Raw genomic sequence first — 26,990 nt, 5'->3', positions numbered from 1 at the left:
TGGATAATTTATGTATTATGGAGATGTTTTTACATCTCCTTTTTATTTTATCTAGTTTTAATTACTTCTTCTGCCTACTAAAATTATACTCTAACAAGCTGCAAATGAAGAACTAGTAAAACACATTAATTTTTATATGCTTATATTCACTTTTTATTTTGGCTATGTTTTAGCAGCGTGTTGATATTGTTATATAAAGCTCATGGACGATGAAATTTACTTTGAGAACTCTAAAATGAATATTAGTCCTATTAATGCATGTTCCCAATCAAAGATTGTGACAAGCAATTAATAGTACAAATATTCATTAAGAGTTCTACAAAGCAAATTTCAATGCCAGTTCGCTATTATATAATAATATCAACACTGTTTTAAAACAAAGCGTTTATTTTAGGTAAACTCATAATTGACATTTCATTCCGCAAAATGTAAGCTTATATAAACAAAATATCTTAAATATAGGAGAACATTAATGTCAAAATCAATCTCGAAAAATGCTATGTTTAGCACAGTATTAAACCTATTTAATATTATTCTTCCAATATTGATATTCCAAATTGTTTCAAGTACTATAGGTGAAGAGTTATATGGATATATTGGCTCTAGTGATTCATTAACTTCTTATTTTCTAATATTTGCAAGCTTTGGTGTATATACTTATGGATTAAGAGAAATGAGTAGAGTACGTGACAATAAAATTAAACTTAGACAAACATTCACAAGTTTATTTATTCTAACAACAGTAACAAATCTTTTAGCTGTATTAACATATATGATATTTACAGTAATTAGCTATAAAAATGAAGCTTATTTTTATACTTATATACTCATGGGATTAAATTTATCATTTAATATTTTCTATGTAGAGTGGGTAAACCAGGCTTTAGAAAATTATGGTTTTATTGCTATTAAAACTGTAATTGTTAGAATAATAAGTTGTATCTTAACTCTAATACTTATAAAACATAAACAAGATTATTTGCTTTATTTGTACATACTTATAGGTAGTAATTTTATAAATAATATTATAAGTTTTGTATATATAAAGAAAGAAATACCTTTTGATTTTTCTAATTTACAATTTACTAGACATATAAAACCCATGATTTATGCTGTAATACTTTCAAATGTAGGAGTATTATATACACAGCTTGATAAATTTATGATAAAAGGTAATATTGGTACCACAGATGTAGGCTATTATTATATGGCTCAAAGAATTATGAATTTAGTTAATACATTAATGCTTACGTTAGTTACAGTTACAATGCCTAGATTATCAAATTATTTAGGAAATGATTCTAAAGATGAGTATTTACTACTATTAATAAAAATAGTAAAGATTTATTTTTTATTTTTATTTCCTTCATCAATTGGATTAGCCTGTTTATCAAAAGAAATAATATTGATATTTGGAAAAGGGGCGTATCTTCAAGCAATTCCAGTACTTGCTATATTTTCTATGTATATGTTGAGTTTAGGTGTTCAAAATATTATATCTAATCAAATATTATATCTTTATAAAAAGGAAAAATATGATTCAATATTAATACTACTGGGTGGGATTATTAATTTTATATTGAATATATTATTAGTTATTATAGGGAAATTTACAATAGTAACTGCTATAACTACTACACTAATAGCAAATTTAATTGTAATAGTATTACAGTATAAATTAGTAACAAAAATAATAAAGTTAGATATAAATTTATTTGCTTTTGAAAATGTAAAATACTTTTTTTACTCTCTACTATTTGTTCCTATAACTATAATTCTAAAAAGATATATATTTAATTCTATTCTTATATGTATATCAGATGTTACCTTATGTGGACTCACTTATTTAATAATACTTACTATTACTAAGGATAAAGCACTATATGATATACTTCACAAATTATTCAATAAATTTAGCTTTTTAAAAAGAGCAGTATGATAAAACAAAGAGAAATTAATTTACAAATTAGAGAATAGATCTTTTTAGTATTTCATTATTTTTAACTTAGGCATAATCAATTAAATAATATGGATATGCCTTTTACTTAAGGCACATGAAAGAAAATAGCAAGTCAAAGATGCAAAATAGACTAGAATACTGACTTGTTATTTTTTTGAATATGCCTAAATCATTGCATAAAAAAATTTTATTAGAGTTTCATTTTTCAGTATGCAAAAGTGTTACTGACTAAGCCTTTTAACCCAGTTTAGTGACTTTTATGTTCTGAAAAGATAGATAACTCTTTAATTTTTTTCAGCAATACTAGTAAATGCATATCCATATTTCTTGAAAAACATTTTTCAAATTATATTATTCTCTAATAGAAATCTTATAGTTACAACTAAATTCTTTGCTGGTACTAAGTGAAACTGTTCCTTCTCTGTCTTTAAATTCACCATTAAAGTCTTCATAATCAGCATGTCCAAACCAAGGTTCTATACATAAAAATGGTGCACCAGTTTCTGGAGCCCATATTCCCATATACGGAAATCCTTCAAATTCTACTGATAAAGATTTATCATGATTTTTTGATTTTATAGTTATTTCATTAGATTTTAAATCATCAAAAACTAACACTCCATCTTTAAATACTTCTTTTGAAAGAGAAATAGTATCTGAATCATTTAAATATTCTTTTCTTTCATGTAAAAAATAATTTTCTTTTGTAGTTAACATAGTTGAGCTATTTTCTTTTTTATTAAACTTTAGATAACAATCTTCTAATTTTTCATTTTTTTCAATAGGACACATAAATGCAGGGTGAGCACCTATTGAAAAATATATATCTTTATCGTCTAAATTTATAACTTTATATGTTACATTAACACTGTTTTCTTCAAGAGTATAAGTAATATGTAAAGAAAATTTATAAGGATATATTTTAAGTGAATCATCTGAATATTTTAATTCAAACGTAATAGAATCATCTGTTTGTGATAATAAATCAAAATCAGATATTCTAGCTAATCCATGAGATGGTATTTCGTATATTTTCCCATCAACCTTATACTTTAAATCAAGGGCTTTTCCAACTACAGGAAATAAAAGTGGTGAATGATACTTCCAATATTCCGGATTACCATTCCAAAGATATTCAGTCCCTTCTTTTTTACCAGTTAAAGAGTGTAACTCTCCCCCATGAGTGCTGGCTGTAATTTTTATTTTCGAATTTTCTAGAGAATAAATCATAAATAACATCCTTTCATTTAGGCACTTGAAATAAAATAATAGATCAAAGATGTGCCTTATATCTCGCATAGCATACGCTAAACGGACTCATTTCTTATATTAAAAAAGTATTTCTTTAATTATTGTAAATTAAAAATATTTTTCATCTAATTTATGTAAGCTTGTACCATTCTCCTCTTCTAAAAGATGTATATAACAATTACTACAGCGTTAGGCATATAAAAAAAATAACAAGTTAAAGATGTAACTTAAATAAGTTCTTCTATAATAATCTTATTAAATAAATCATTAACTATAGATTCTGTTACAAATCCACTTCTTTCTTCCATAGCATTTTCTGTTTCACAAGCTGATACAAATTTCAATGCATCCTTTACATTATATCTCCTTTAAATTGCTATTGCTATACCTACAACATAAGAATCTCCTGACCTTACAATTACATCAGCATTTTTAAATGTATATCCATCTGGTAAATAAGCTGGCAATTTAACATCAAAGCAAGTGTAGTCATTTAATTTGCTACTATCTGTAACATACAAATTATTTTTTTCAGATTGTTCCTCCTTTTGTTTAGATTGTTTTTCTGTTATTATTGTTCCATTTTTTGGATTCAAGCTAGCAATTTTTTCTCCATCTTTTGTGATTAATAGATTATGATTAAATAATACTGTATTGGTATAATATACTATAATAGGAGTATGTTTTAATTAATCAAGCTGTAAAAGTAAAAGAAGTGCGACTTAAATTTAATATATTATTGGGAGGGTTCAGTTATGTCAAATATCTTAAATGATGAGAAAGTTTTATGTTCTATTAAATCTTATAAAAATATTAAGATTTCTACTATAATAGCAAACTTCTTTGCAAATTTAATTTCATTAGGAATTGCTGGTATGGTAACAAATGATTTTAAATTAATTCTTACTACAGAAAGTTTATATATAGAAGCTAAAGGATATGCTACTTGGGGTGGATTGCCTGAAACAATGTATACAGATAAAATTACTAAAGACGATATAAAGTCTTTTGAAGTGAAAAATGAAAATTCCGAAGAATTTATTACAATAACTACAACGAATGATAAGACAATGACTTTTATTAGGAATAATGAAAATAATAATAATTTAGCTTTAGAAATGGCTAAGTTGATATCAGAAAATAAATAAAATCGGCTATGTTTTAAAACCGTGTTGATATTGTTACATATTGTTCAGTGTGCTAAAGAATTGATATAGGAAACTCGACTCATATTCATTCGCTGAGTAAGTTCGAGCAACAAAATATAAAATGCTCACAGAGAAAGTTCGAGGAACCAAATATAAAATTTGGGCTCTTACTTTTTGACTCTCACTTAAGAACATCTAAATGAGTATAGTCCCATTCTAGCTTGCTCCAAAAACAAGTTTTGGACAAACAACTAATGTGACAATACTCATTAAGAGTTCTAAAAGTCGAATTCTAATGCACACTTCACAAAAATGTAACAATATCAACACTATATTAAAACAGAGCGATAAAATTAAATACAAAAAATAACTAAGTTATAATACCACATTATTCAAATGAATTTGCGGTATTTTTGCTTCATAATACGTATAGTTTGTGTCTTAAAAAAACTATAAATTATGTTTATTAGACGTGGTTTTGTTAGCCCATTTTTTACATTGATTAAGTCTTGGAGCAGAATCATAGCCTTGATCTTTTCCCATATTACTTAGCATATCACATGGAAATTCATCACATACACCACAATGATTTAAGCCCTTTGTTTCACAACAGGATTTCACTTTGCAGGAACCGCCCCAAAAAGGTACTGATATATTTGTACAGCCAGCACAATTTACTTTTTCTTTACGTTTGCAACTATTACAGCATACACCACAACGTGATTCAAACATTTATCTTCCTCCAATACCATATAATTACTTAACTACCTTATAAAATTCTTTTAACTCATTTTTGACTTCATCTGAAAGACTATGCCATCTGATTCCTTGAATCGCACCTTCTAAAGCACATAACCTATTAAAACAAGCAGACTTGTCTATCTTTTTAATATTTAACCAAGTCTGTCTACTTCCGATTTGTTTCAATTGCTCAACTGTTTCTATACCCACTTCGTTAAGTTGTCCTTCTAAAATTTTCCCTATATTAGGTAGCTTAGATAATTCACCCATAGATATTCCTCCTATTATATAAATAATCTTTACTAAATTATGTCATCCATTAAATACTACATTATTATTTATTATTTATCAATTTTTGTTATTTATTTAATCTAATACTTTGATATTTTTTACTTGAGCTCTCTAAAATTTAAAAATTATATTGATTTATTGTATCAGAGTGATATAATAAATCACGTAATATATCAGAGTGAAATATTAAATAGAGGTGAGATTAAATTGGCAAAAGTAAATAAAACTAAATATGCTCTTTTAGGAGTACTTAGTTTAATGTCAGGTTCAGGATACGATATTAAAAAATTTTGTGATTCTTCCATAGGTCATTTTTGGAATGAAAATTATGGCCATATATACCCTGTGTTGCAAAAAATGGAACAGGAAGGATTAATAACAAAACAAGTAGAGCAAACAGAAGGAAGACCATCAAAAAATGTATATTCTATTACAGAAGAAGGTAGCGAAGAATTAGAGAAATGGCTAATGCTTCCTGTTGAGCATGAACCTGTTAGATCTGAATTATTATTAAAAATATTTTGGTCTACGAATATACCAGTTGAAAATATTACTGAAAAATTTCAACAAATAAAAGAAGAGAGTGAAAAAAATCTTCTTCAGTATTTAAACATTGAGAACTTTTTAAAGACTCAAAAGGAAAAAGTAGATAAAAAGAAGATAGTATTATGGATGGCTACTGTTAATTATGGGAAGCACGCTGCAGAAGCAAATCTAAAGTGGTGTGAAGAAACATTAAAAATTTTAGAAGAAATAAAAGATTTATAAAATGTTACTAAATATATATGATTGGAGGAATTAGAATTAAAATTAAAATTAAAATTTTAGCTTTAAATGGAAGTCCTAGAGGAGAAAATGGAAATACTGAGGTTATTTTAAAACCATTTCTTAAAGGATTTAAAAAAGCAGGTGCAGAGATAGAAACAGTTTATCTTAAGGATAAAAATATAAAACATTGCAGTGGATGCTTTACATGTTGGACCAAAACTCCTGGAAAGTGTATTCATAAAGACGATATGGAGGATTTGTTATTTAAAGTATCAAAAGCAGATATAATCGTATATGCTACTCCTTTATATTACTTCACAGTTACAGGTATAATGAAAGATTTTATGGATCGCATGCTACCATTAAATAATGGTGAAATAGTTAAGAGTGATGAAAATTACTCCCATACTAGACGTATTAAAAGAGAAACTCCTGTTAAGACTGTTTTAATTTCAAATTGTGGTTTCCCTGGTAGTAATAATTTTTCAGGGTTAGTGGAAACTTTCAAGGTTATGACAAAAAGCAATCTGGCAGCGAGTATTTTATGTTCCCAAGGTGGAGTACTTAAATATATTAATACTAATGACAATCTGAAAAATTTGTATATACCTTTTTTCTTAGCATTAGAAAATGCTGGAGAAGAAATAGTGAAATATGGATATATAAAAGCTGAGACACAAATTGTACTAGATAAAAATGTAATTGATTCTGAAACTTATGTAAATGCTGCAAATAGAAGATGGAATCATGAAAGCGAGGTTTAATCATGGGAAAATCATCTAATAATAATCTAAATGGAAATCACTCAATAATAAAAAATATATTTAATAAAGAATTTGTTGTAAGTGCTATTATTCCAATTATAATATTCTCAATTTTTAATAATTTAAAAATGCCTTTTAATGGAATAATATTGTCTGGATTGTGGAGTATGGGTGTAGTCTTAATTAATTTTATTAAAGAACATAAAATAAATGCACTTGCGGCTATGGCAGGAATTTTTTCTGGAATTGGATTGATAGGTACCATTATTTCAAAAAATCCTACATTTTACTTAGTAGCTCCTATAATACAGGATATTTTATGTGCTTTAATCTTCTTTGGTTCTTTGTTTTTCGAAAGATCATTAATTCAGATAATAGTGGAACAGTCCTATTTAAAAAATGTGCCCGAAGAGTTTAAAAGAAAGCCAAAATATAAATCAGCTTGGAGAATACTTACTAGTGCCTGGGGCCTTTTAAATATAAGTCAAGCAGTTTTAAGAATCATACTATTATATTCCGTGTCTATGAACTCATATTATGCAATAAGTACCGTTTATTCAAATGTTTCCACTCCTCTACTTTTAGCAGTTTCTATAACATTTCCAAAGTGGTATTGGAAAATTGGAAAGCAGAACTAATTCATATGTGATAAATGCATTTTTTAATAAATGTCAATTATTACGTACCAATTTATGATACAGTACCTATGAACACCAAATAATGGGCTATCTCAGAATTACCAAGTGAAATAATAACAAAGAAATAGAAATAACATTTATTAAAGAAGACTAGAAAAATTTCGCTAAGATTTTCTAACATTTAAAGTTGACCCATTAAAATTGCACATTCTTCTCTACCCTCTTGTTATTTTAAGCCATTAACATCTATATTATAAGTAGTATTTCCAATTAACCATTCGTTAGGTTTACTATTAACAACTCTTTTACCTTGCATATAAACTTCAACGCTTTTAAGCTTAAAATTATCATCTATATATTTTTCTTTACGTAACCATACTCTCTTTACTTCTGATGGATTAAAGCTTGTATCAGAGATGTTGAATTGGTAAGAATCTGTTGAACCTACAGTAAAGTCATTTCCTGGTAAATTGCATTCAAATTCTACTTTTTTACCATTGTTTAATTCCATTCCAAAATAAATATAATCGTCAGTACCAGCATATTTTTCATTAGCAGTACTTATAACTACATGGAAGTTGCCTATTGGATTTGTTAATGGTGTATTAGTAGTTTTAGAAACTTCTTCTAAGAATCTATAAACTATGCTTGCCATACCTTTTTGTGCATTTTTTAATGCTATATCAGCCGCTTCATCCCAATCAGCATAGGAATTTTTCATAGAAACTTTGGACACTAAATTTTTTGATAGTTTTGCATATTTATTAGTTTGAAAGGTTAAAAATTCTAAAATCGGTTTATTGTTATTTATTATATATTCTGTTTTATCTTCACCCATAGTATCTATTTTAAACCTATCTTTAATTCCTTCTATGTAGCTTTCAAAATTTGTATGAGCTGTTCCAACACCGCCTGTCCAATTTAATGAGTGATGAGGTTGATTAATGTCACCAAAATAATGCATTGATTTACCTAATAAGTAAGAAGCTTTAGCATAATCTCCATCCTTCCAGGTAGCTACAGCTTGGCTAAAATAATTTCTTAATTGTGATTCGGCAGTATCAGGTACTTCATGAAATGGATATATACCATTAGATGTGAAATTTTCTCCACTATCTGGATCATAGAAGTGATCTTGATATAACTTATAATCTCTGTCTACTCCTACCTTTCCCCAATCAGGAGCAATAGTACCCTTTTGATATTGTAGTAGATTTTTTTCTATTAAGTTTAAATTATCATTTATTTTAGTATCAGAATTCATGTCATTTTTTATCATGGTTAAAGCTTGTACAGAAATCATTTTATGAGTATCCATTGTAGCAGCATCCTTTTTGCTATCCCAAGCTTTAACTGGAGTAGAGATGCTAAAAAGTAAAAATGAAAGTAAAGAAGCTGTTAAGATTTTAATTTTTTTGTTCATTAATTTACCCCCTTAAAATTTAAAATGTACCCAATAAGATAGACACAGCGAAAAATATATATAATAAGTACATAGAAGTATGTGTTAATCAAAGAATTAAAAAAAGATGAAATAGATATTATAAAATCATTTTAATAAGTACAGCAACTGTTATAGCTAAACCTAAAATTTATGTCTTGATTTGTTCAAATATATTCATATTATATCATATTTTTACAATATATATTATTCAACTTTCAAAGAACAGAATTTATTAACTAATTCACAATCTCCACATATTGAATAATATTTAAGTATTAAGAAACAACAAAATACCGCAAATTCATTTGAATAATACGGTATTCTAATTAGTTATTGTTTATATTAATAAAAATTTTATCTAAGACCTATTATATACAAGACTTTACAAATTCAACTGGATGTTGGATAATATTCGCAGTTTCTTCAACTGATAAACCTTGATTCAAATAACATTTTGCAATCACTGCCATTGATTCTCCGATTTCAATAATATGCTTATCAGGGTCATATATTCTAACTACTCTCTGTTGCCAATCATACTTTTTAGGTTGATGAACATATTCAATATCATCAAATTTCTTTAAATGTTCGATAAAATTATCAAAATCATCTTCCTCAAAATACAGTTCAAAATTATGTGACTTTTTCATAATTGTTTCTTTGTCTATTAATACGATATCAGCAAAATTAAGTTGTATTGCAAACCCACCGCTAAACGTCACATTCCATCCAAGATCTAATACAATCTTTTGACCAAGTACTTCTTGATAAAATTTCTTTGAAGCTTCTAAATCACTAATTGCAATTAATGGACATGTAAATCTCAATTCATATCACTCCTATTCATATTATATATTTACTATTTTGCAAATTGCTTTTGCTTTCTTTATCTTTTCTTACTATTATTAATTGATTATAACATATTTTGTAAATATAATATTATCCAAATTTCGGAGAACTTTACTATATTTGCTTCGCTAAATCTAAATATTTCCAAATAAAAATACCGCAAATTCATTTTTGAATTATACGGTATTCTAGTAAATATTTCATATAATTAAATCTAATTCCTATCTTAGCTTTTAAAGATAGGTTATTTTTTATTTTCCAACAAATGTAGCCATTCCATTATCTCCACTATAAGGAGGAGCTCCTTCAACAGTTACATAACAAATTATTAGTTTATACTCTTCTCCTTTAGGAATATCTTTACTAAATGTTAATATGAATGTTTTTGCTGAACCATCCTTCGAATTAATTTTAACTAAATTATCGGTAAGTGAATTTTTTGCATTCACCTTATCATTTTTGCCAAGAGTAGCTGTACCTTTTGGGGTAACATTCTTTGTGTCTTGAATCCAATAATTAGTCGCTCTTGTCCCTAATTTCGTATCAACATCTCTATCATAGCTTATTTGAATTTTATTAGGCGAAATTTGCTCAGCTTTTACTAGCTTTGGAATAGCAACTTCTTTATTATCACTGGCATTTAAAGAAGTGGTAGAAATCTCGGTAACAGTTTTAGCACTTACATTACTCTCCCAGAATGACTGTCCTACCATTACAGTACATATAATTAAAAAATAGCTTAAAGATTTTTTCATAATTACCTCCTAATATATTTAATTGATATTGTTGCAGAGTTATCTTTCCCAAAATTCATTAAATATATTAACCTAGAATAATTTAATTACTGCACTTAAAGTAATGCAAAATAATAGAAAAGTGTAAATTATTGCCTACTAAATATCTGTGTATCTCCAAGTAATGTAATTTCATTATTATCAATAATTATTCCACCAGTATCTTTAATTGCGTATACCAAATTTATTTTTTCGTTTAATACCTTATTTATATAGTCTTTTTGTATTTTTGTTTCTTCATAATGAACTTCAATATCGAAATCCTTGATTAAATTTAATCCTCTATTATATGAGAATGTATCATAGTCTTCATCTGGAGTAATATGATACTCTGCTATCTGAATCATTGCTCCAGCACTACTGCCCATAATAATTCCCGTAAAATTTTCAATCTCATTTATTAAATCAAATTCCTTTAAGCGGCACACCATTTTATCAGGTAACCCTCCAGTGAAAAATATTATATCACTATTTCTTATCTTGTCTTTTGCATTTTCTTTTGTATCTTTAAAATAGTTTATCCACTTTATATTTTCTTCTGTAATTCCATAACTTAAAAATGGTAGAACAATACTTTTATAATACTTTCCATTATCTTTATTATACGCATTTTGCCAATCTATATCATTACTTATCTTTTTATCGAAAGAAAATGGAATTATCAAAACTTTATCATTATTGTTTATATATTTTTCTATTTTATCTTTTGCCCATTTTTCATCAAAGTTATATAAACTAAATAATATATTAACCATTGTTATTTCTCCTATTAATTCATCTGATTGTATCTATTACATCTTTACATTGATTGTTCATAGATATAAATACGTTAAAATCAGTATTTTCAGGGTTTAAAGATATATCTGTAGGTCCACCTATGAAATAAGTTGTATTATCTATAGTAATGTACTTTTTGCCATTAATAGAATCATACATGCTTTCATCTAATGAATTATTTTTTTTCATTATAACAAAAAATAATCCAGATTTTGAAGGAGTATTTGGATCAGTTGATTTAAAATAAACAGATACAGAATTATCATCTTCTATAATTGTATATCTATCTTTCCACTCAGAAGGGAACTTCATTGAAAATCCTAACTTACTTTTGAAAATTAAATTACTATCCTCAGTTGATTTATTATTTACAGATGTTATTTGTTCTCCACTTGAAGCAAAAGTATAAGTTTCTCCATTAATAATAACATTACCAGTTTGCATTGCTCCTGATTGATCAAAATAATATTTTTTATTATCTATTTCAGTTAATCCTGTTTTCATTGCTCCTGATGCATCTATAAAATACCATTTTCCACCATTTAAGATCCATCCAGTTTGCATTACACAAGATTCATTAAAATAATACCAAATACCTTTTTCATTTAGCCACCCAGTTTTCATTGCACCATTAGATCCCAAATAGTACCATGTTCCAAAGCGATTTACCCAACAAGGACCCACTGTCATTTCTCCATCTTCATTTAATAAATACAACTCATTATTGATTTTTTGCCAATCTGTTTTCATTATTCCATTGTCATCAAAATAATACCAATTACTATTAATAAATTTCCATCCCGTAACAATAGAATCACTTTCAGCATATTTCCAATAACCATTTGAAGTAAATCTCCATTCAGCTGATGCCTTTATTGGATATATTGTTGCAATCATTATAGCTACTAACATTGATGTTAATAACTTACGTCCTACTTTTTTCATTAATATTTCCTCCATATAATAATGTGTCTTAATTTAATTGTAGTACATTTCATAGATTTTTTAAACAACATTGTAAATATGAACCAATAAAATGCCTAAACTTTTTAAATTATACTTGGCGTGCTTTACTGAAAGTACTATTATTTCATTATTCGACTCATATTCATTCGCTGAGTAAGTTCGAGCAACAAAATATAAAATGCTCACATGGAAAGTTCTGTTAGCCAAATATAATATTTGGAACATCACTTTTTGACTCTCACTTAAGAATTCTAAAAGTAAAATTTCAATATCCACTTTACAAAAAGGATAAAGTGATATTAATTAGAGAATCTTTGGAAAAGAGTATGCATTAATGTAAGTGAATTCAAAATTGAATACTATCTTGCTTATTAAGGCATATTAAAATAAATAACAAGTAAGTCAGCTAGTATATTTCACTTGTTATTTTTTTGAATGTGCCTAATATGCCTAAGATAGTATTCAATTTTGAAATGATGGTAAGTTAGTTCACATTCTTCATATTGTCCCATTTTCCATCTTTCATTTTCAGAACCTTATCACAAAAACTTGCTACAAGGTTATCATGTGTTACAACAATTATTGTCTTATTATACTTTTTGTTTAATTCTTTTAATACTTCCATAATTTTAATACTATTTTGTTCATCTAATGCTCCAGTTGGTTCGTCTGCTAATATAACTTCACTTTCCTGAGTAAGCGCTCTAGCAATTGAAACTCTTTGTTGCTGTCCTCCTGATAATTCTCTTACACTTTTATTTTTTAAATTTTCAATCTCTAATTCCTTTAAATATTTCATTGCTTTATTTACTCTTTCTTTATATGGACCCCCCCTAAACTTAAGAGGTAATATTATGTTTTCTAAAACACTAAGATCTTTTATTAAAGCAAAATTCTGAAATATAAAGGAAATCTTCTCATTTCTAATTTGTGATAAATTATTAAGTTTTTTAAAGTCTACTTGAACTCCATCTATATAATATTCTCCTTTAGTTGGAGCATCTATACACCCTAATATATTAAGTAATGTACTTTTACCACATCCTGATGGCCCCATAATAGCTACAACTTCACCTTTATCAACTTTTATACTTATCCCATTAACAGCTTTAACTTCACTACTATCTTTTCCATAAATCTTATATATATTTCTCACATCTAATATACTCATTCTACAAAGCCTCCTATCATCTCTTTTGGAGTTAACTTATTTATCTGATTAAACCCTATTAACATAATTGACATAATTACTACTAATAATATGACTATGGCAATATATAAATTAAATAACAAATTCTCATTAATAAAAAATGAGTAAACACTTTTACAGTTTTTTAAATAAAATAAACTTCCTCCTATAATTCCAATAAGTATATTTATAAGAAACTCAGTAGAAAAGGTTTTAAATATATCCTTTTTGCTAATCCCAAAAGAATAAAGAATTCCAATTCTATCCCTATCTTCATTTATTTTATAACTAATAGTAGTAATTATTGATGCAGATGCAATAATAGTAACTATAATTATTCTAAATATTTCATAATATTTTTGTGACTTTAATTCTTCTAAAAATTTGTTTAAATCTTCCTCAAAATTTGAGATAACTATATCCTTAGAAATTTTTTCTATATCTGAGTTTATTTTCATTGAGTTTTCTTCTTTATCACCTTTAAAAAATATTGTTATAGGTTCATACCCAAAATTTTTAAAAAACTTTTCCTCACTTAATGGGATGACAAATGATGTATTTAATAAAAATGAACTATTTATACTACTTGTATAATCATATGCTAATGTATCGTTTTTAAATTGGCCTACAATTTTATATGTTATATTATTTGATACATAGCTATCACCAACTTTAACCTTTCTAGCTATTTCATTTCCTACAATTACAGGTATATAATTATCCCTTCTAACCCATTCTTCTTGAGAAATTTCTCCAATTATATTTTTTTGGTAATGTTCTATCATTCCATAATTAAATCCAATTGGATTGATTGCTGAAGAAAGCTTGTCTGCTTTTGTGAAATTTGACTGTAACTCTTTAGAATTGAACCCAAAAGATTTAATTGGAATCTCTTCATTTTCATCTCTTTGAACAAATCCATAAGTATAATTATTATCACTTATTACTTTAAGACTTTCTTTTATATCATTTTTATAAATATCACTATTTTCATAAGAATCCCCATTAGCAATCAGCTTATAAAATTTCATAACTTCTGAATTATCAATAGAGATTGATCTATTATATCTATTTCTATATGAATTATCAAAGTTAATTAAGGAAACTAAAGAAGCTGCATAAAATATCCATAGAGCCACTTCTACCATAATTAATATATTAACTATAAAGTTTCTTCTTATATCAAAAAAGATAAATTTATTTTTCATATTACTTACCTTATTTCTTTCATTATTTTAAATCTAATCACATTGAACAGAACACTTATAGAAACAACTATAGATATTAATAATATTAATATCGAAGTTAATATTATATTTTGAATATTAACCTCTGAATATAGAGAAGTAAATGTTTGTCTAATAAAATCCACTGTAAACTTTGATAATACAAGACCCCCAACAATTCCTATAGAAGATACTCTTATAAATTTTGCAAATACCTCTTTAAATACGTCCCAATTTTTAGCTCCTAACACTTTCATAATAGCAACTTTTTTTCTTATACTTTTAGCAAAAAAATATGAGAATAAAAGTAAATTGGTTATTCCAAGTATTACCTGATATAAATTATTTTTAAGTTCATAAGCATTTTTAAATAAATAATTTACAACTGGAATTTTTGAAATATTACTCTGAGCACTAGTAATATTTTTATTATCGATTTCTTTAATACTTGTATTATCTATATTATGTTCCAAAAAAGTAACTTTAGGCAATTTGTCATTTATACAATACAAAGATTTTATTGGTATTACACTGCTATATTTAAATACCTCTGTATCTCCTAGCACACCAATTACTTTATAATCTTCATTAAATATCTTTATATAATTTTCTCCATTTTTCTCTTCAACTACTCTCTCCATGCCAGAGCCTATAACTGCAACTTTTTCATTACTATTTAACTCTTCTTCAGTTAAGTATCTTCCTTTAATTATATTTTGACTCCTTATATCAATCCCATCTGAACATGGCCATATATCATTTGTATAGAAATTATTTCCAATTTCGATTTGATCCCTAAGTGGGTTTAGTATGATTTTCTTATATCCTGCTTTTTGAACTTCATCTATTATTTCTAATAAGCTTATATTTTTTTTATCATCTTCTTCATCTATAACCTCATATCCATCTATGTATCTAGTTTCATGTATTCCACTTATATCTAAATGCTTATAGTCTTTATTAAATTCATTTGCCTCTGTTACTTTATTATATTTTGAATACACAGTACTTATTGTTAAACTAAATGTAAAAGTTGATACTAAAAATCCAATCATTAAAAATATCTCTATTTTTGTATATTTATTCATATTTTACCTCATTAAATATTAGTAAAGCATAAAGCTTTACTAATATTACTATTTTAATCCATATTATGAAAGATCCCCTACCTGGATATATAACCATTTAAACTTCTTATCTTTGGATGATGCTGTTGAATGTCCACTTCCCCAGCAATCTGGCCTGTCAGATGTACCTTTAGCATATGCATCTTCTCCTTCTGAACTAGTATCTTCATTCCAACTGTCTTGATCTGTCTCACCAGATCTTGTTGCATATACTTTTACTTTAACCGCGATACTATTACTCATATTGTGTGTTTTAGCTTGAGCCACGTCTGGATCACCATCATTAACTAAATATAATGATCCTTTAATCTTCGTTTGTGTGCCTCCCATAATCCATGATCCAGAATCCCCATGATCATATGCAAATGCTGCAGTTGACGGAAGTAATATAGTAAGTCCTAAAATTGCTGCTAATAATGTTTTTTTCATTTTGACAATCTCCTATCTATTCAGAGTTCTCACAGAAACTCATTAGAGCCTGTGGGAACTCTCTTTTATTAATTCTGCCATTCTTTGCATAAAATACTTTGCAAATATTTTCTACCAAAATCCTAAGAATACATTTTTTAGGGTAAATATCTTATGCTTAAAAATTGGACTTCTCATACTAAATATCAGAAATTTATTATTTCAAATCACTCTTCTTTCTAAAAACTTTCCCAAAAGAATTATAGAACTTGAATGTTATATTTCTAAGCTATATTGCTTAAAAATTGTTTGTGTATACTTGTTTTGTTAGTTTAAGCTTGTACTAAAGTATTTGCAAAAACTGTAGTGGTACTCATTGTTGCTAATACTCCACATACAAGCATTGAAAATAATTTTATAGTAACTATTTAGCTATAGCTATTTATTTACATTGTGGTTAACTACAAATATATTCTTACATAATATTCAATTTATGTAAATATATATTACTCTAAACGCAAAAAATCGTGCTCTAAACGAAGAAAATTACACATAAAACGTAAATACTTAATATTTTTGCTTTATTTCTCCAAAATATTCCGTTTAGTTCCTAAAATGTACGTTTTATGCTAATAGTATTGAATTTTTACTAAAGATAGTATATATACTCTTTTGATTTATCTTATCAAGTACAACTGTCGTCTCATCAAATGTTACATTTTTGACTAGCTCCGCTTTTTTCTAGTAGGTGACACTTATCCTACTTAGGGGACTTGTGACCTAAGTTTTTTAATAATTATTAAAAACAGACATTTCACTATCAAATTTGATAATAAAATGCCTGTTCTATTTTATTTAAGTATCCATCTCTCTACCATTAACATTATAGTTCCTCTTGATTTAACTCTAGAATTAATTTTTCCTTTCCAATTTTACATATATCCGGAATAATACAAAACACTGTTAATATAATTGAGCCTATACAAGTTAATATCAATGTAGTATAGTCTGGAACTATAAATGTAGTTCCTCCATCAAATATTGATACTATAAAAGATCCAATAGTTCCAATTATTAATCCTAATATATCGCCAAGTAACAAGAAAACTATTGATTGAGTTATTATCATTTTGCTTAAGTCCTTTTGTTTAAATTTCATACATCTTAAAAGAGCATATTCTTTTCTATTAGAATTTATATTATTTTTAATTGAAGTAATTATTCCAAATATCATTGAGCAATAGAGAATTACTAAACCTAATTTAAAATATTTCCATCGTTCTTCTATAGCTTTATTAGTTTCTGTTAATACATTTTCTAAGGTAGCCCACTTTATTCCTTGATATTCTTGTCTTTTTTCATTTAATAATGTATCTATATTCTTATTAGTTGTATCTATATACATTTTATTTAAACTACCTGAAATATCATTAACTAATTTTGTATTTGATATATCAATTAATACAGGATGGCGATTCATTAATTTATCATTTTCTATACTACTGACTTCTAAGTTATATTCATACACTTTCTCCTTATTACCTTCATTAATAGTAATCATATTTTCATATTCATTTTTAAACGTAGGGTTAATAAATTTAAGTTTTTCGCCCACCACAATATTTTTTTCTTTAGCATATTCTTCACTTACAATAACCTTATTTTTTGCATCACCATCAAATTTTTTTATTAACCCTTGTTTTTTCATTTCTTCTAAATTACCTAGAGAAAATCCACTGTTTCCTTTACTATCATTTCTTACAATAGTTGTTGTCCCGCCTTCTGTCATAACTGATGCCACTGTATCATCAAATTCATTTACATCATTTAATAGTTTAAGGGTTTTCTCATAATTAAGTTCATAATTACATGTTAGTACAATATCAGTTAAATATTCACTTCTATAATACTGTTCACTGTTCAATGTAATTAATTTTACAAAACTTCCTCCAATACTTGTTATGACTATCATTGTAGTTATAGCTAAGATTAATATAGAATTCTTCTTAACTTGAGGTATTAGCATCTTCATTGAAACTTCTCCACATCTTCCAATGATCAACCTTAGTGGCTTAATTAATAAACTGAAAATTTTATTTATATATAACATCACAAATAAGAAAGAGCTTAAGTATATACATAAAAATCCCCCTATTGCATCTAATAAAGCTTTTGTGTCTGGTGTGATTATACACAATAGAATTATTAAGATTCCAGTAATCAAACTTCCTATCATTGTATATTTCATTAATATTTTATGTTTAAATTCCACATTGTCATTTTTAGACATCGCTTTTATGGGTAATATTCTGGCAGTTTTAAATACAGGAATTAGTAAAACAATTTGAATTATTAAAAATCCAATTAAAGCAATCTTTAGTACTGGCAAAAAATAAAATTCAAAGGTAGCTAAAAATAATTTACATGTTAAAAATGATAATATTGTTCCACTAAGGACTCCTGTAATATTAATCATCATTGTCTGCATTAATACTGTAATAAAAACTTGATAAGAGGATCCTCCTATTGCCTTTATTACTGAAAAATCTTTAGTGTATTTATATATATATCCTTGAAGATTAGATACTATAAATATTCCACACATGATAAATACTAAACACCCTAAAAATCCAATGAAATATCGCATATTATTAATATTCTCATTTAAGTTCTTATCTTCTTGAAATACTTCAACTCTCAAATCTTTATCTAAATTTATTAATTCCTTAGATACTTTAGATATATCATCATTATTTTGTACCTTAACCATCATATAATTAGCTTCTTCCAAAAAGCCTAATATTTCCTTTAATGATTTTCTATTCATGACTGCCATATTTATAGAATTAGAACTATATGTTTTATCATTTAAAATTTCTATAACCTTATTTTCATTACCATTGACTAATACATTATCGCCCTCATTAACCTTTAAGCTATCTGCTAACTGTTTATTAATAATTATTGTATTTTCTTCAACATCACTATTATATTTATATTTACTTTTACTTAATTCATCATTTTCTATACCTACTGTGTAAGTATTAATTCCATTGATTTCAATATTTATACCATCTACAATAACTGGTGATATTTTATCTATTCCTTCTAAAGAAGAAGTTTCCTCTAAAAAGTCTTTGGTAATTCTTTTTGAACTATCTATCTCATAACCACATTGTATTTCAAAAGCTCCAAATTTTTCAAGAGTTTCTTTCTTTAAGTTATTTTCTGAATTTATTGAGAAATTCATAAGTGATGTTATTAATAAAATTGATAAAGCTATTGCTGTTATAGATGGAATTGTAATAGTTTTATTAGATATAAAGAATCTTTTTGATAAACCTCTTAAATTCTTAATCATGCTTACTAATAACTCCTTTAAATTTCTTTAATATGATATCAATACTTTCCTTATTGTTTTCTTTATTTTCATATTCATCTACAATTTGTCCATCATTAAAAAATAATACTCTATCTGCATAACTTGCTACCATAGGATCATGGGTTACAATTATAATACTTTGATTTAACTTTTCTCTCATCATCTTAAATATGTTAAGTACTTCAAGCGAAGTATTATAATCAAGATTACCTGTAGGTTCATCTGCAAGCAATAGATTAGGTTCTGTAATTGTAGCCCTTGCCACGGCCACCCTTTGTTGCTGTCCTCCTGAAAGTGCTGACGGTCTATGCTTTTTCCATCTTGTTAGACCAACTAGATCTAATTCTTGCTCAACTTTCTTTTTTATTTCTTTAGACTCTACTCCCTGTAAAATTAATGGCAGAGCTACATTTTCTTCAACACTTAAATCACGTAACAAATTAAATGACTGAAAAATAAATCCTATATTTTCACTTCTATATTCAGTTGCAAAAGGTTCTATGTGATAGTCTTGTTGCAATTTTCCATTGATATACACCTTACCTGAATCTGGTGAATCTAGTGCTCCAAGTATATTTAAAAGTGTGCTTTTTCCTGATCCACTGCTCCCCATAATTGCAAGTAATTCTCCCTTATTTAGAGAAAAACTAACATCTTTTAAAGCCCATATTTTATTTGTCTTTATCCCATATGATTTTGAAATTTTTTCAACTCTTAATACTTCCATACCATACCCCCCTATCTATAATGTTTAATATTTATCAACAATAGACCCAATGAAAATATATTTAATATTTTTATTAGAGAGAACATGTGATAGTTCATCTTTATTTCCAACTAACACAGCTCCATTAATTTTAATGTCATCAACTTCTAGATTTCTATTTTCACCTGCAATTGATAAATATAGCTTATTATACGGAAAAGTAGCATGCTTATTATCTTGTAATTCTTGTAAAGCTTGTACAAATGTTTTTTCAGCATTAGCTACTTTTTTACCATCTTCATTTAATAGCTTAATCCCAAATACATCATTTTCAAGACATATATCATTAATACTATCCTTACTATTTGAAGTATTTAAATTAAACTTATCATCAACCCAATAAAAAGTTGTAAAATCTTCACCTATTTCGCTTTTTACATCATTTAAACTATAAGGTTTATCAAATGAAATTGATATTTCTAAGATTTTATCAGAATCTATTTCAGTAAGTATTTTTCTATCATCAACAACATCTTCTAAATCACTATTTGGATATATAAATAATAATTCTCTTAATCCTGATATATCACTTTTTCGTTTATTAAACTTAGTATCTTCCAATTTTGAAATAGCTTTTGACATTCTCCCAGTGCTAATTACTCCACTATTTACCCCTACTAGTCCACCAATTTCTTCAACATTACCATATGGTAATATTTTGCCAGAAAGATTTTTATAAAGTAAATTATTGGTCATGTATTTATAAAAGCCTAATTCATAAGTTCTATTTTCTCCAATATAAGTATTGGGATATGAAATTTTGTAGCGTAGTTGATTTTCCTCTATAAATTCGTTTTGATTTTTAGAACAATACATATTACTTGTCATATTTAAAATTATATATAATAGTAGAATAATGAATATAGGCAAAACTACATATTTACAAATTCTAATCAAAAATTTAAAGCTTAATGTTTTTTCTGCTTGAGATTTATTTTTTAAATTCATAATTATATCCATTCCTTTCTTAAGGCACAAAACGTTATGAAAGCATTTCTTTCAACCTTAATCTCCTCTCTATTTTTTTATATATTTATTAAACACATCATTATTTATATTTAGATATTTATCTTCTAACTCTTTTGAATTAAAAATATATTCATATTGAATAACTTCACTATATTTTTTCCCATTATCTAATTCACTCTTATCAATAGAAATTACTGATGGAGTACTATTACAACTAAACTTAGATGAAACAGAATCTACGAACGTATATGTTAAAGATTCAACTTCTGATTTTTTATAATTTTTGGGAGCATTTAAGCTATTTAAGAAAACAATATATTCATTATCAGATTTCATATAATTATATCCATTAGTAGCCTTAAATGAATTATAAACAAATGTATAGCTTGCTGGTTCATATATATAAATATATTCATCTTTACTAAGAGTTCCGTCGTTTTTATATAACTCATCTATTTTACACTTAGTAAGTAAAGTTTTACTTTTATATTCTCTTTCATTTGAAACCTTTATTTTAGCAATTACATTCGATAAATCCTCTAATTCAGGTAAATTCTTAATACTTCCACTAATATCATCTTTTTTTAAAGATGGTGAAACTATAAAATTTAATAATGATGCATTAGCTCTCAATTGATTAAAATTAATATCATCAATATATGAAGATTTTGTTTTAATTGCAACTAAAACTGAAGTAGATAGCGAAATAATTAATACTACGGCATATAAAATACTACATTTCTTAACTCTCACTTACATCACCTCGTACTTCAGCAATTTTACCCCCATTAATCTTATATATATAATCACTTAAAATAGAAATATCTTCTTTATTATGACTGGCTATTAAGATAGTAGCCCCTCTCTTTTTTTCCTCAAGCAATATATTACGTATATTATTTACTGATTCGTCATCTAATGCATTAGTTGGTTCATCTAGTATTATTAAATCAGGTTTTTCCATTAATGCTTGTGCAATTCCTAATTTTTGCTTCATACCTAATGAATATTTTCCAAACTTTATTTTATTTTGTGGATCAAGGCCAATCCTACTCATTATGTTAACTATATCTTCATCATTTATTACCTTTCGTATAGATGCTAATATTTTTAGATTTTCATAGCCAGTATACTGTTCCCAAAAGCCTGGTGATTCAATTAATATTCCCATGTTACTTGGAAATGATATGTCTTTATATAACTCCTTATTGTCTATAGTAACATGTCCAAAAGTTGGTTTTACTAATCCGCTCAAAATTCTAAACAACATTGTCTTACCAGAACCATTTGCTCCAACAAATCCATATATATAATTTTTTTTTATATTTAAATTTATATTTTCTAAAATAGTTACACCTTTAATTGTTTTTGTTAAATCATCAACTTTAATATAATCCATAGTAAGATTCCTCCTATAATATGTCTATTTTATTGACTATTGTTTTACTAATAAGTACGATGACTATAATACTTACTAAAATATATGTAAATGATCCATTTAAATTAAAATTACTAATTGAAATATCAAATATTTTTCTAGATGATGTATTTATTAAATTTGTCTCATGCCATGTAAAAATCCCTTGTACAAAGGGAATATAATTAAATATACTAAATTTAATTATTGAAGTATATTTGCATAAAGATAGTATAATGACCTCTAAGAATAGAACACTTATGCAACAATACTTTCCATTTATAACTAAAGAAAGCATGTTAGATATTATTAATGTTAGATATGTGTTTAAAAGATTTAAAAAGAATAAACTACCAATTGTCTTTAAAAGTTGCTCATAATTATATATTTTAAATTTAAATAATAAACCTAAAATTAAAACAATGGTAAATTGACAAATAAAATATTTAAAGCAAAATATAAATATTTGCAATGATTTCTTATATATAAAATGACTTCTTTTATTAGTTCGTGTAAATATATATGGACCATATATTGATAGCTCTTCTGAAAATTCTTCACCTAAATTTAGAATTAATATAAGCTGATTTAACAAATATATTACTACTAAAACCAAAAATGATGAACTCGTAATATTTAAATTTCCAAATTGATATAAAAATATATTAGTTATATTGTTTGTAGAATTTTTTAGTAGCATATATACTTCTATAAATATTAATAAATTAACAACTGTCCCTATAAATAGCGATATATAAAATTTTTTATTATTAAAATTCACATTTTTCACTATTTATTCCCTCCAATAAATATCTTTCTTTTTTATTATGTTAAATCCAATTTCATAAGTTATAGCATTTATAAAAATAATAATTCCTAGTATTAGTAAATTATTAGAATACTTCATTATATTATCTTGTAGAGTAAAAAATAAAACATTTTTTATATTTAAATCAAATAGTTTTAAAGTACTAAATAAATTATCTGTAAACAATATAGTAATAGTTATTGATATAAACCAAATATAATTTTTTTTCTTGATAAACATTAATATATTCATGAATATACCTAACATAAGAAAAAAGGCAATTTGAGTGAAAATTGAAATTGCTAGATATATATATAAATTAATATATATTTCTTTAGAAAAACCTATTTTGATGCACGATTCTATTAAAACGATTAAGTTAATAATTATAGTGTATATTATACTTAAACATATGGTATTAAAGAAAACTTTTTTCCACCATAAGTATAAATCATCATATTTAATAATAACTTTATATTTATATAAGAATGTATATATATTTTTCATTAAAAATAAAAATATAGGAATTAAACATAATGTAAAAACATTTGATTTTATTAATTCATAATATATATAAGAAAGCTTAATCGGATAATAAACATTCGTAATATCTATTGAATATTTTATTGTTCTAAGTAAGATTAGAAATATTGCAACTATTATAATTATCAAAGTTATAATAGATTTTTTATTAATTATTCTCAGTAATAATTTCATATTAATTTTTCACATCCTTAGTTTATATATCATTTTTATTTTTTATTGAATATAAAAAAATTGTGATTATTAATGCTATTAGGATAAAGATTAAAAATGCTAAAGAATATATATTACCTATTGCAGGAAAGTCTAAATATGAAGTGATGCTAAAATTTTTTATTTTTAAAATTTCAGTTATTATCATCCAAGATATATATGAGATAAACACAATAAAAGAATTAATTAGCCATTTATATTTATTTAAAAAACATATAATTAAAGTTATTGTAGAAATAAGTGCAGCACTTAAACTTATATTAAATATTATTATCCAATCATATAAATATGGATTATATGATCTTATATTATCTAAAAACCAATTTTCACGAATCATTACAATATAACTAGGTAAACTAAAATTGTTATCATATCCTTCTAATGGAAAGGCTAGTAACGTAAGTAATTCGTTAATACTTAGTACTATAAAGAAAGTAACAAATACAACTGATATGTTTACTAATACTTTAGATATTAAATATTGTTTTTTAGGTATTTTAGTAATTATGTTTTTAAATACTCCATTATTATATTCAACACTATAAGAATCTGAATATATTACAGCTGATAATAATGGAAGTAATAATACTAATGTTGATCTTGCAAAGGATGATGCTATACCTTGAATTATGCTCATATCAGAAGCTGCTCTTATTGAACTTAAATTATTTCCATAAAATTTATAACAACTATAAACAAATGGGCTTATTACTAAAATCATTAAAAAGAAAAAAATAATTTTGAATTTTCTACTCTTTAAACAATTTACATACTCAATTAAAATATATTTTTTCATATAGTTCTCCTTATATTAATAAATTATGTTTTATAAATAACATGGATAAATAAAATATATACTTGTACAACAAATTTTTATAAATATTTCTTTGCATTTTCATTATATAAATTATATTTAACAAGTATATATTTTATTTTTTAGTTATTAATATACCTAAATATTTTTATAAAAATATTTATTATTTTCGCTCTGTTTTGATATTATTACATTTTTGTAAAGAGTACATTAGAATTCAACTTTTATAACTCTTAATAATTATTGTTACATTAATTGCTTGTCCAAAACTTGTTTTTAGAATAATCTGGAATGGAACTATATTTATTTAGATATTCTTAAATCTAATTCTTTAGCACTCTAAACAATATCAAGATGCTTTTAAAACAGAGCCATTACTTTAAATTTTTATTAATAATAATCTACTTCTCCAGTAACTTTAGCATCCATAGGTAACCATTTTGAATTTTCAAATGATAATCTAACTTTTGATACATCTTTATGATCCATTAAGGCTGCATCACCTTCAGCTAAATAATAATCTTCACTGATTTGTTTTTTATCTTTGTTTGAAACCCATGATGTAATGGTATCAAAACTATCCCAATCATTTGTAACTTTATTAAATACAACTAAGTTACTAGTTTCTTTTGTATTAACTGATCCATAAAAATTATTTTGTCCTCCATAGACCGGTTGAGTATATGTTTCTCTATCATGAGCTTGTGCCCAAAATGTTGGTACTGCACACATAACTGCTAAACCTAATGTTGCAAAAAATCTAGTTCTATTTTTCAATTTAATCACTTCTCTCCATATATTTTAGTAACTATTTAGCTATAGCTATTTATTTACGTTGTGGTTAACTACAAATATATTCTTACATAATATTCAAGTTATGTAAATATCTATTCCTCTAAACGCAAAAAATCAGGTATTAAACGCAAATACTTGATATTTTTGACTTATTTTCTCAATTTATTCCGTTTAGTTCCTAAAAATATACGTTTTATGCCAATAGTATTGAATTTTTACCAAATATAGTGTATACATTTATATTATATGTGTTGAAATATAAATGCCTTATAAAATTAAGCTGCTATTAGCTATTTTTATGTAGATTATTTTCTACAACATATATATTAATTAATATAAGTGAGGTTAAAATGATAAAATCGTTATCCACTTTAATATCTGAATACTTAGGTAAAAATAATAGTTCTTTAACTGAAAAAGATTTACTTAAAATTCAGTATTCACTACAAGTAATTTTAGGAGATTTAGTTAAACTTGCAATTTTATTGTTAATATTTTTAAGTTTAAATGAAGTACCTTTATTTTTATTGTCTTTTGTTATTTTAATTTCAACAAGGTCATTTTTAGGAGGTATTCATTGTAAAACATTTAACTCATGTTTAATATGCAGCATAATTTACTTCTTAATAATATTACTATTTAGTAAATTATCTTTAAAATTAAATATTAATTTTTATGTAGTTTTCTTTATAATATCTTTGATTATAACTTTAGCTTATGCTCCTTGTCGTAATGAAAAGAGACCAATAAAAAATAAAGCGATATTAAAAATACTATCTTTAATATCACTTACTTTTTGGGGTATATTATTTTTTAAACTATCTAATCTACAAATATGTAATTGCATATTTGTAAGTATATTACTGCAAATTGTTCAAGTAATTATTGTTACGGCACGTTCAAAAAAATAACAGATAAGTTTGTCTATTTTGTGCCCTACTT

27 protein-coding genes are annotated in these 26,990 nt (G+C 25.6%); 6 read left to right on the top strand and 21 right to left on the bottom strand.

All coding sequences use genetic code 11. From position 1 onward, the window contains the following. Nucleotides 1-472: 472 nt before the first annotated feature. Complete coding sequence (locus tag BM027_RS11790) at nucleotides 473-1,939, top strand: oligosaccharide flippase family protein (RefSeq protein WP_090091946.1); 1,467 nt, start codon at nucleotides 473-475, stop codon at nucleotides 1,937-1,939. Between the two features lie 372 nt (nucleotides 1,940-2,311). On the opposite strand, the gene BM027_RS11785 is transcribed toward BM027_RS11790, so the two are convergent. Both BM027_RS11785 and BM027_RS11780 read right to left on the bottom strand, forming a co-directional pair. Further along, complete coding sequence (locus tag BM027_RS11785; RefSeq protein WP_090091943.1) at nucleotides 2,312-3,190, bottom strand: aldose 1-epimerase family protein; 879 nt, start codon at nucleotides 3,188-3,190, stop codon at nucleotides 2,312-2,314. Nucleotides 3,191-3,579: 389 nt separating this feature from the next. Then, a complete protein-coding gene (locus tag BM027_RS11780) occupies nucleotides 3,580-3,807 on the bottom strand; it encodes a hypothetical protein (protein ID WP_090091940.1) in 228 nt (75 codons plus the stop codon). Nucleotides 3,808-3,966: 159 nt separating this feature from the next. Here BM027_RS11780 and BM027_RS11775 point away from each other — a divergent pair, with 159 nt between their 5' ends. Further along, a complete protein-coding gene (locus tag BM027_RS11775; RefSeq protein ID WP_090091938.1) occupies nucleotides 3,967-4,359 on the top strand; it encodes a hypothetical protein in 393 nt (130 codons plus the stop codon). A gap of 450 nt (nucleotides 4,360-4,809) precedes the next feature. Here the strand turns inward: BM027_RS11775 and BM027_RS11770 are convergent, their stop codons facing one another. Then, nucleotides 4,810-5,091 carry a DUF3795 domain-containing protein gene (locus tag BM027_RS11770; protein ID WP_090091936.1) on the bottom strand — a complete coding sequence of 94 codons (282 nt, stop codon included), beginning with the start codon at nucleotides 5,089-5,091 and terminating at the stop codon, nucleotides 4,810-4,812. A 24-nt stretch (nucleotides 5,092-5,115) separates the two neighbouring features. Next, nucleotides 5,116-5,370, bottom strand: a complete 255-nt coding sequence (locus BM027_RS11765; RefSeq protein ID WP_090091934.1) for a TfoX/Sxy family protein — start codon at nucleotides 5,368-5,370, stop codon at nucleotides 5,116-5,118. Between the two features lie 228 nt (nucleotides 5,371-5,598). Between BM027_RS11765 and BM027_RS11760 the strand changes: the two genes are divergently transcribed. From BM027_RS11760 to BM027_RS11750, 3 genes are read left to right on the top strand one after another with little or no spacing between them, the layout of a single operon-like run. Continuing rightward, nucleotides 5,599-6,159: a PadR family transcriptional regulator gene (locus BM027_RS11760; RefSeq protein WP_090091932.1), complete on the top strand. Its 561-nt coding sequence runs from the start codon at nucleotides 5,599-5,601 to the stop codon at nucleotides 6,157-6,159. Between the two features lie 47 nt (nucleotides 6,160-6,206). Further along, a complete protein-coding gene (locus BM027_RS11755) occupies nucleotides 6,207-6,923 on the top strand; it encodes a flavodoxin family protein (RefSeq protein WP_090091959.1) in 717 nt (238 codons plus the stop codon). A 2-nt stretch (nucleotides 6,924-6,925) separates the two neighbouring features. Next, the gene (locus tag BM027_RS11750) at nucleotides 6,926-7,561 is read left to right on the top strand and encodes a VC0807 family protein (protein WP_090091930.1); all 636 of its coding nucleotides are present in this window, start codon (nucleotides 6,926-6,928) and stop codon (nucleotides 7,559-7,561) included. A gap of 226 nt (nucleotides 7,562-7,787) precedes the next feature. On the opposite strand, the gene BM027_RS11745 is transcribed toward BM027_RS11750, so the two are convergent. From BM027_RS11745 to BM027_RS11660, 17 genes are all read right to left on the bottom strand, one after another. Beyond that, entirely contained in the window at nucleotides 7,788-8,984 is a 1,197-nt protein-coding gene (locus BM027_RS11745) for a phospholipase C (protein ID WP_090091928.1), read from the bottom strand. 389 nt (nucleotides 8,985-9,373) lie between these two features. Then, nucleotides 9,374-9,832 (bottom strand): VOC family protein, encoded by a 459-nt coding sequence (locus BM027_RS11740; RefSeq protein WP_090091926.1) that lies wholly within the window; start codon nucleotides 9,830-9,832, stop codon nucleotides 9,374-9,376. A gap of 273 nt (nucleotides 9,833-10,105) precedes the next feature. Continuing rightward, the gene (locus BM027_RS11735; RefSeq protein WP_090091924.1) at nucleotides 10,106-10,609 is read right to left on the bottom strand and encodes a hypothetical protein; all 504 of its coding nucleotides are present in this window, start codon (nucleotides 10,607-10,609) and stop codon (nucleotides 10,106-10,108) included. 128 nt (nucleotides 10,610-10,737) lie between these two features. Then, entirely contained in the window at nucleotides 10,738-11,403 is a 666-nt protein-coding gene (locus BM027_RS11730; protein WP_090091922.1) for a Type 1 glutamine amidotransferase-like domain-containing protein, read from the bottom strand. A gap of 19 nt (nucleotides 11,404-11,422) precedes the next feature. Next, nucleotides 11,423-12,370: an N-acetylmuramoyl-L-alanine amidase family protein gene (locus tag BM027_RS11725; RefSeq protein WP_175559981.1), complete on the bottom strand. Its 948-nt coding sequence runs from the start codon at nucleotides 12,368-12,370 to the stop codon at nucleotides 11,423-11,425. 505 nt (nucleotides 12,371-12,875) lie between these two features. After that, on the bottom strand, nucleotides 12,876-13,562 hold the full coding sequence (locus BM027_RS11720) for an ABC transporter ATP-binding protein (protein WP_090091916.1): 687 nt from the start codon (nucleotides 13,560-13,562) through the stop codon (nucleotides 12,876-12,878). Beyond that, on the bottom strand, nucleotides 13,559-14,788 hold the full coding sequence (locus BM027_RS11715) for an FtsX-like permease family protein (RefSeq protein ID WP_090091915.1): 1,230 nt from the start codon (nucleotides 14,786-14,788) through the stop codon (nucleotides 13,559-13,561). Before BM027_RS11715 ends, BM027_RS11720 begins: the two co-directional genes overlap by 4 nt. A gap of 5 nt (nucleotides 14,789-14,793) precedes the next feature. Beyond that, on the bottom strand, nucleotides 14,794-15,894 hold the full coding sequence (locus BM027_RS11710; RefSeq protein ID WP_090091913.1) for an ABC transporter permease: 1,101 nt from the start codon (nucleotides 15,892-15,894) through the stop codon (nucleotides 14,794-14,796). Between the two features lie 63 nt (nucleotides 15,895-15,957). Beyond that, nucleotides 15,958-16,362, bottom strand: coding sequence for a hypothetical protein (locus BM027_RS11705; protein ID WP_090091911.1), 405 nt, complete (start codon nucleotides 16,360-16,362; stop codon nucleotides 15,958-15,960). An 862-nt stretch (nucleotides 16,363-17,224) separates the two neighbouring features. Beyond that, nucleotides 17,225-19,702 carry an FtsX-like permease family protein gene (locus tag BM027_RS11700; RefSeq protein ID WP_090091910.1) on the bottom strand — a complete coding sequence of 826 codons (2,478 nt, stop codon included), beginning with the start codon at nucleotides 19,700-19,702 and terminating at the stop codon, nucleotides 17,225-17,227. Continuing rightward, complete coding sequence (locus tag BM027_RS11695) at nucleotides 19,695-20,450, bottom strand: ABC transporter ATP-binding protein (protein ID WP_090091908.1); 756 nt, start codon at nucleotides 20,448-20,450, stop codon at nucleotides 19,695-19,697. The genes BM027_RS11700 and BM027_RS11695 overlap by 8 nt, the downstream gene beginning before the upstream one ends. A gap of 24 nt (nucleotides 20,451-20,474) precedes the next feature. Beyond that, nucleotides 20,475-21,437 carry an anti sigma factor C-terminal domain-containing protein gene (locus tag BM027_RS11690; protein ID WP_175559980.1) on the bottom strand — a complete coding sequence of 321 codons (963 nt, stop codon included), beginning with the start codon at nucleotides 21,435-21,437 and terminating at the stop codon, nucleotides 20,475-20,477. Nucleotides 21,438-21,506: 69 nt separating this feature from the next. Then, nucleotides 21,507-22,211 (bottom strand): hypothetical protein, encoded by a 705-nt coding sequence (locus tag BM027_RS11685; protein ID WP_090091904.1) that lies wholly within the window; start codon nucleotides 22,209-22,211, stop codon nucleotides 21,507-21,509. Next, nucleotides 22,201-22,857 carry an ATP-binding cassette domain-containing protein gene (locus BM027_RS11680; protein ID WP_090091902.1) on the bottom strand — a complete coding sequence of 219 codons (657 nt, stop codon included), beginning with the start codon at nucleotides 22,855-22,857 and terminating at the stop codon, nucleotides 22,201-22,203. Before BM027_RS11680 ends, BM027_RS11685 begins: the two co-directional genes overlap by 11 nt. A gap of 13 nt (nucleotides 22,858-22,870) precedes the next feature. Then, nucleotides 22,871-23,665, bottom strand: coding sequence for a hypothetical protein (locus BM027_RS11675; protein WP_090091900.1), 795 nt, complete (start codon nucleotides 23,663-23,665; stop codon nucleotides 22,871-22,873). 757 nt (nucleotides 23,666-24,422) lie between these two features. Further along, nucleotides 24,423-25,235, bottom strand: a complete 813-nt coding sequence (locus BM027_RS11665; RefSeq protein ID WP_090091895.1) for a hypothetical protein — start codon at nucleotides 25,233-25,235, stop codon at nucleotides 24,423-24,425. Between the two features lie 408 nt (nucleotides 25,236-25,643). Then, entirely contained in the window at nucleotides 25,644-26,030 is a 387-nt protein-coding gene (locus BM027_RS11660) for a hypothetical protein (protein ID WP_090091892.1), read from the bottom strand. A 368-nt stretch (nucleotides 26,031-26,398) separates the two neighbouring features. On the opposite strand from BM027_RS11660, the gene BM027_RS11655 reads away from it, so the two are divergent. Continuing rightward, nucleotides 26,399-26,959: an accessory gene regulator B family protein gene (locus BM027_RS11655; protein WP_090091890.1), complete on the top strand. Its 561-nt coding sequence runs from the start codon at nucleotides 26,399-26,401 to the stop codon at nucleotides 26,957-26,959. Nucleotides 26,960-26,990 lie beyond the last annotated feature (31 nt).

It is taken from the genome of Clostridium uliginosum, assembly GCF_900112485.1.
Lineage (GTDB): Bacteria > Bacillota > Clostridia > Clostridiales > Clostridiaceae > Clostridium > Clostridium uliginosum.
The sequence above is the reverse complement of the archived record's forward strand: the minus strand, read 5'-3'. Positions and strand labels throughout refer to the sequence as shown.

Excerpts from the sequence above, each read along its gene's own strand:
- BM027_RS11790 (WP_090091946.1), top strand. The coding sequence starts at position 473 with ATGTCAAAATCAATCTCGAAAAATGCTATGTTTAGCACAGTATTAAAC.
- BM027_RS11785 (WP_090091943.1), bottom strand. The coding sequence starts at position 3,190 with ATGATTTATTCTCTAGAAAATTCGAAAATAAAAATTACAGCCAGCACT.
- BM027_RS11775 (WP_090091938.1), top strand. The coding sequence starts at position 3,967 with ATGTCAAATATCTTAAATGATGAGAAAGTTTTATGTTCTATTAAATCT.
- BM027_RS11770 (WP_090091936.1), bottom strand. The coding sequence starts at position 5,091 with ATGTTTGAATCACGTTGTGGTGTATGCTGTAATAGTTGCAAACGTAAA.
- BM027_RS11765 (WP_090091934.1), bottom strand. The coding sequence starts at position 5,370 with ATGGGTGAATTATCTAAGCTACCTAATATAGGGAAAATTTTAGAAGGA.
- BM027_RS11750 (WP_090091930.1), top strand. The coding sequence starts at position 6,926 with ATGGGAAAATCATCTAATAATAATCTAAATGGAAATCACTCAATAATA.
- BM027_RS11745 (WP_090091928.1), bottom strand. The coding sequence starts at position 8,984 with ATGAACAAAAAAATTAAAATCTTAACAGCTTCTTTACTTTCATTTTTA.
- BM027_RS11735 (WP_090091924.1), bottom strand. The coding sequence starts at position 10,609 with ATGAAAAAATCTTTAAGCTATTTTTTAATTATATGTACTGTAATGGTA.
- BM027_RS11730 (WP_090091922.1), bottom strand. The coding sequence starts at position 11,403 with ATGGTTAATATATTATTTAGTTTATATAACTTTGATGAAAAATGGGCA.
- BM027_RS11725 (WP_175559981.1), bottom strand. The coding sequence starts at position 12,370 with ATGAAAAAAGTAGGACGTAAGTTATTAACATCAATGTTAGTAGCTATA.
- BM027_RS11720 (WP_090091916.1), bottom strand. The coding sequence starts at position 13,562 with ATGAGTATATTAGATGTGAGAAATATATATAAGATTTATGGAAAAGAT.
- BM027_RS11715 (WP_090091915.1), bottom strand. The coding sequence starts at position 14,788 with ATGAAAAATAAATTTATCTTTTTTGATATAAGAAGAAACTTTATAGTT.
- BM027_RS11710 (WP_090091913.1), bottom strand. The coding sequence starts at position 15,894 with ATGAATAAATATACAAAAATAGAGATATTTTTAATGATTGGATTTTTA.
- BM027_RS11705 (WP_090091911.1), bottom strand. The coding sequence starts at position 16,362 with ATGAAAAAAACATTATTAGCAGCAATTTTAGGACTTACTATATTACTT.
- BM027_RS11700 (WP_090091910.1), bottom strand. The coding sequence starts at position 19,702 with ATGATTAAGAATTTAAGAGGTTTATCAAAAAGATTCTTTATATCTAAT.
- BM027_RS11695 (WP_090091908.1), bottom strand. The coding sequence starts at position 20,450 with ATGGAAGTATTAAGAGTTGAAAAAATTTCAAAATCATATGGGATAAAG.
- BM027_RS11690 (WP_175559980.1), bottom strand. The coding sequence starts at position 21,437 with ATGAATTTAAAAAATAAATCTCAAGCAGAAAAAACATTAAGCTTTAAA.
- BM027_RS11680 (WP_090091902.1), bottom strand. The coding sequence starts at position 22,857 with ATGGATTATATTAAAGTTGATGATTTAACAAAAACAATTAAAGGTGTA.
- BM027_RS11665 (WP_090091895.1), bottom strand. The coding sequence starts at position 25,235 with ATGAAAAAATATATTTTAATTGAGTATGTAAATTGTTTAAAGAGTAGA.
- BM027_RS11655 (WP_090091890.1), top strand. The coding sequence starts at position 26,399 with ATGATAAAATCGTTATCCACTTTAATATCTGAATACTTAGGTAAAAAT.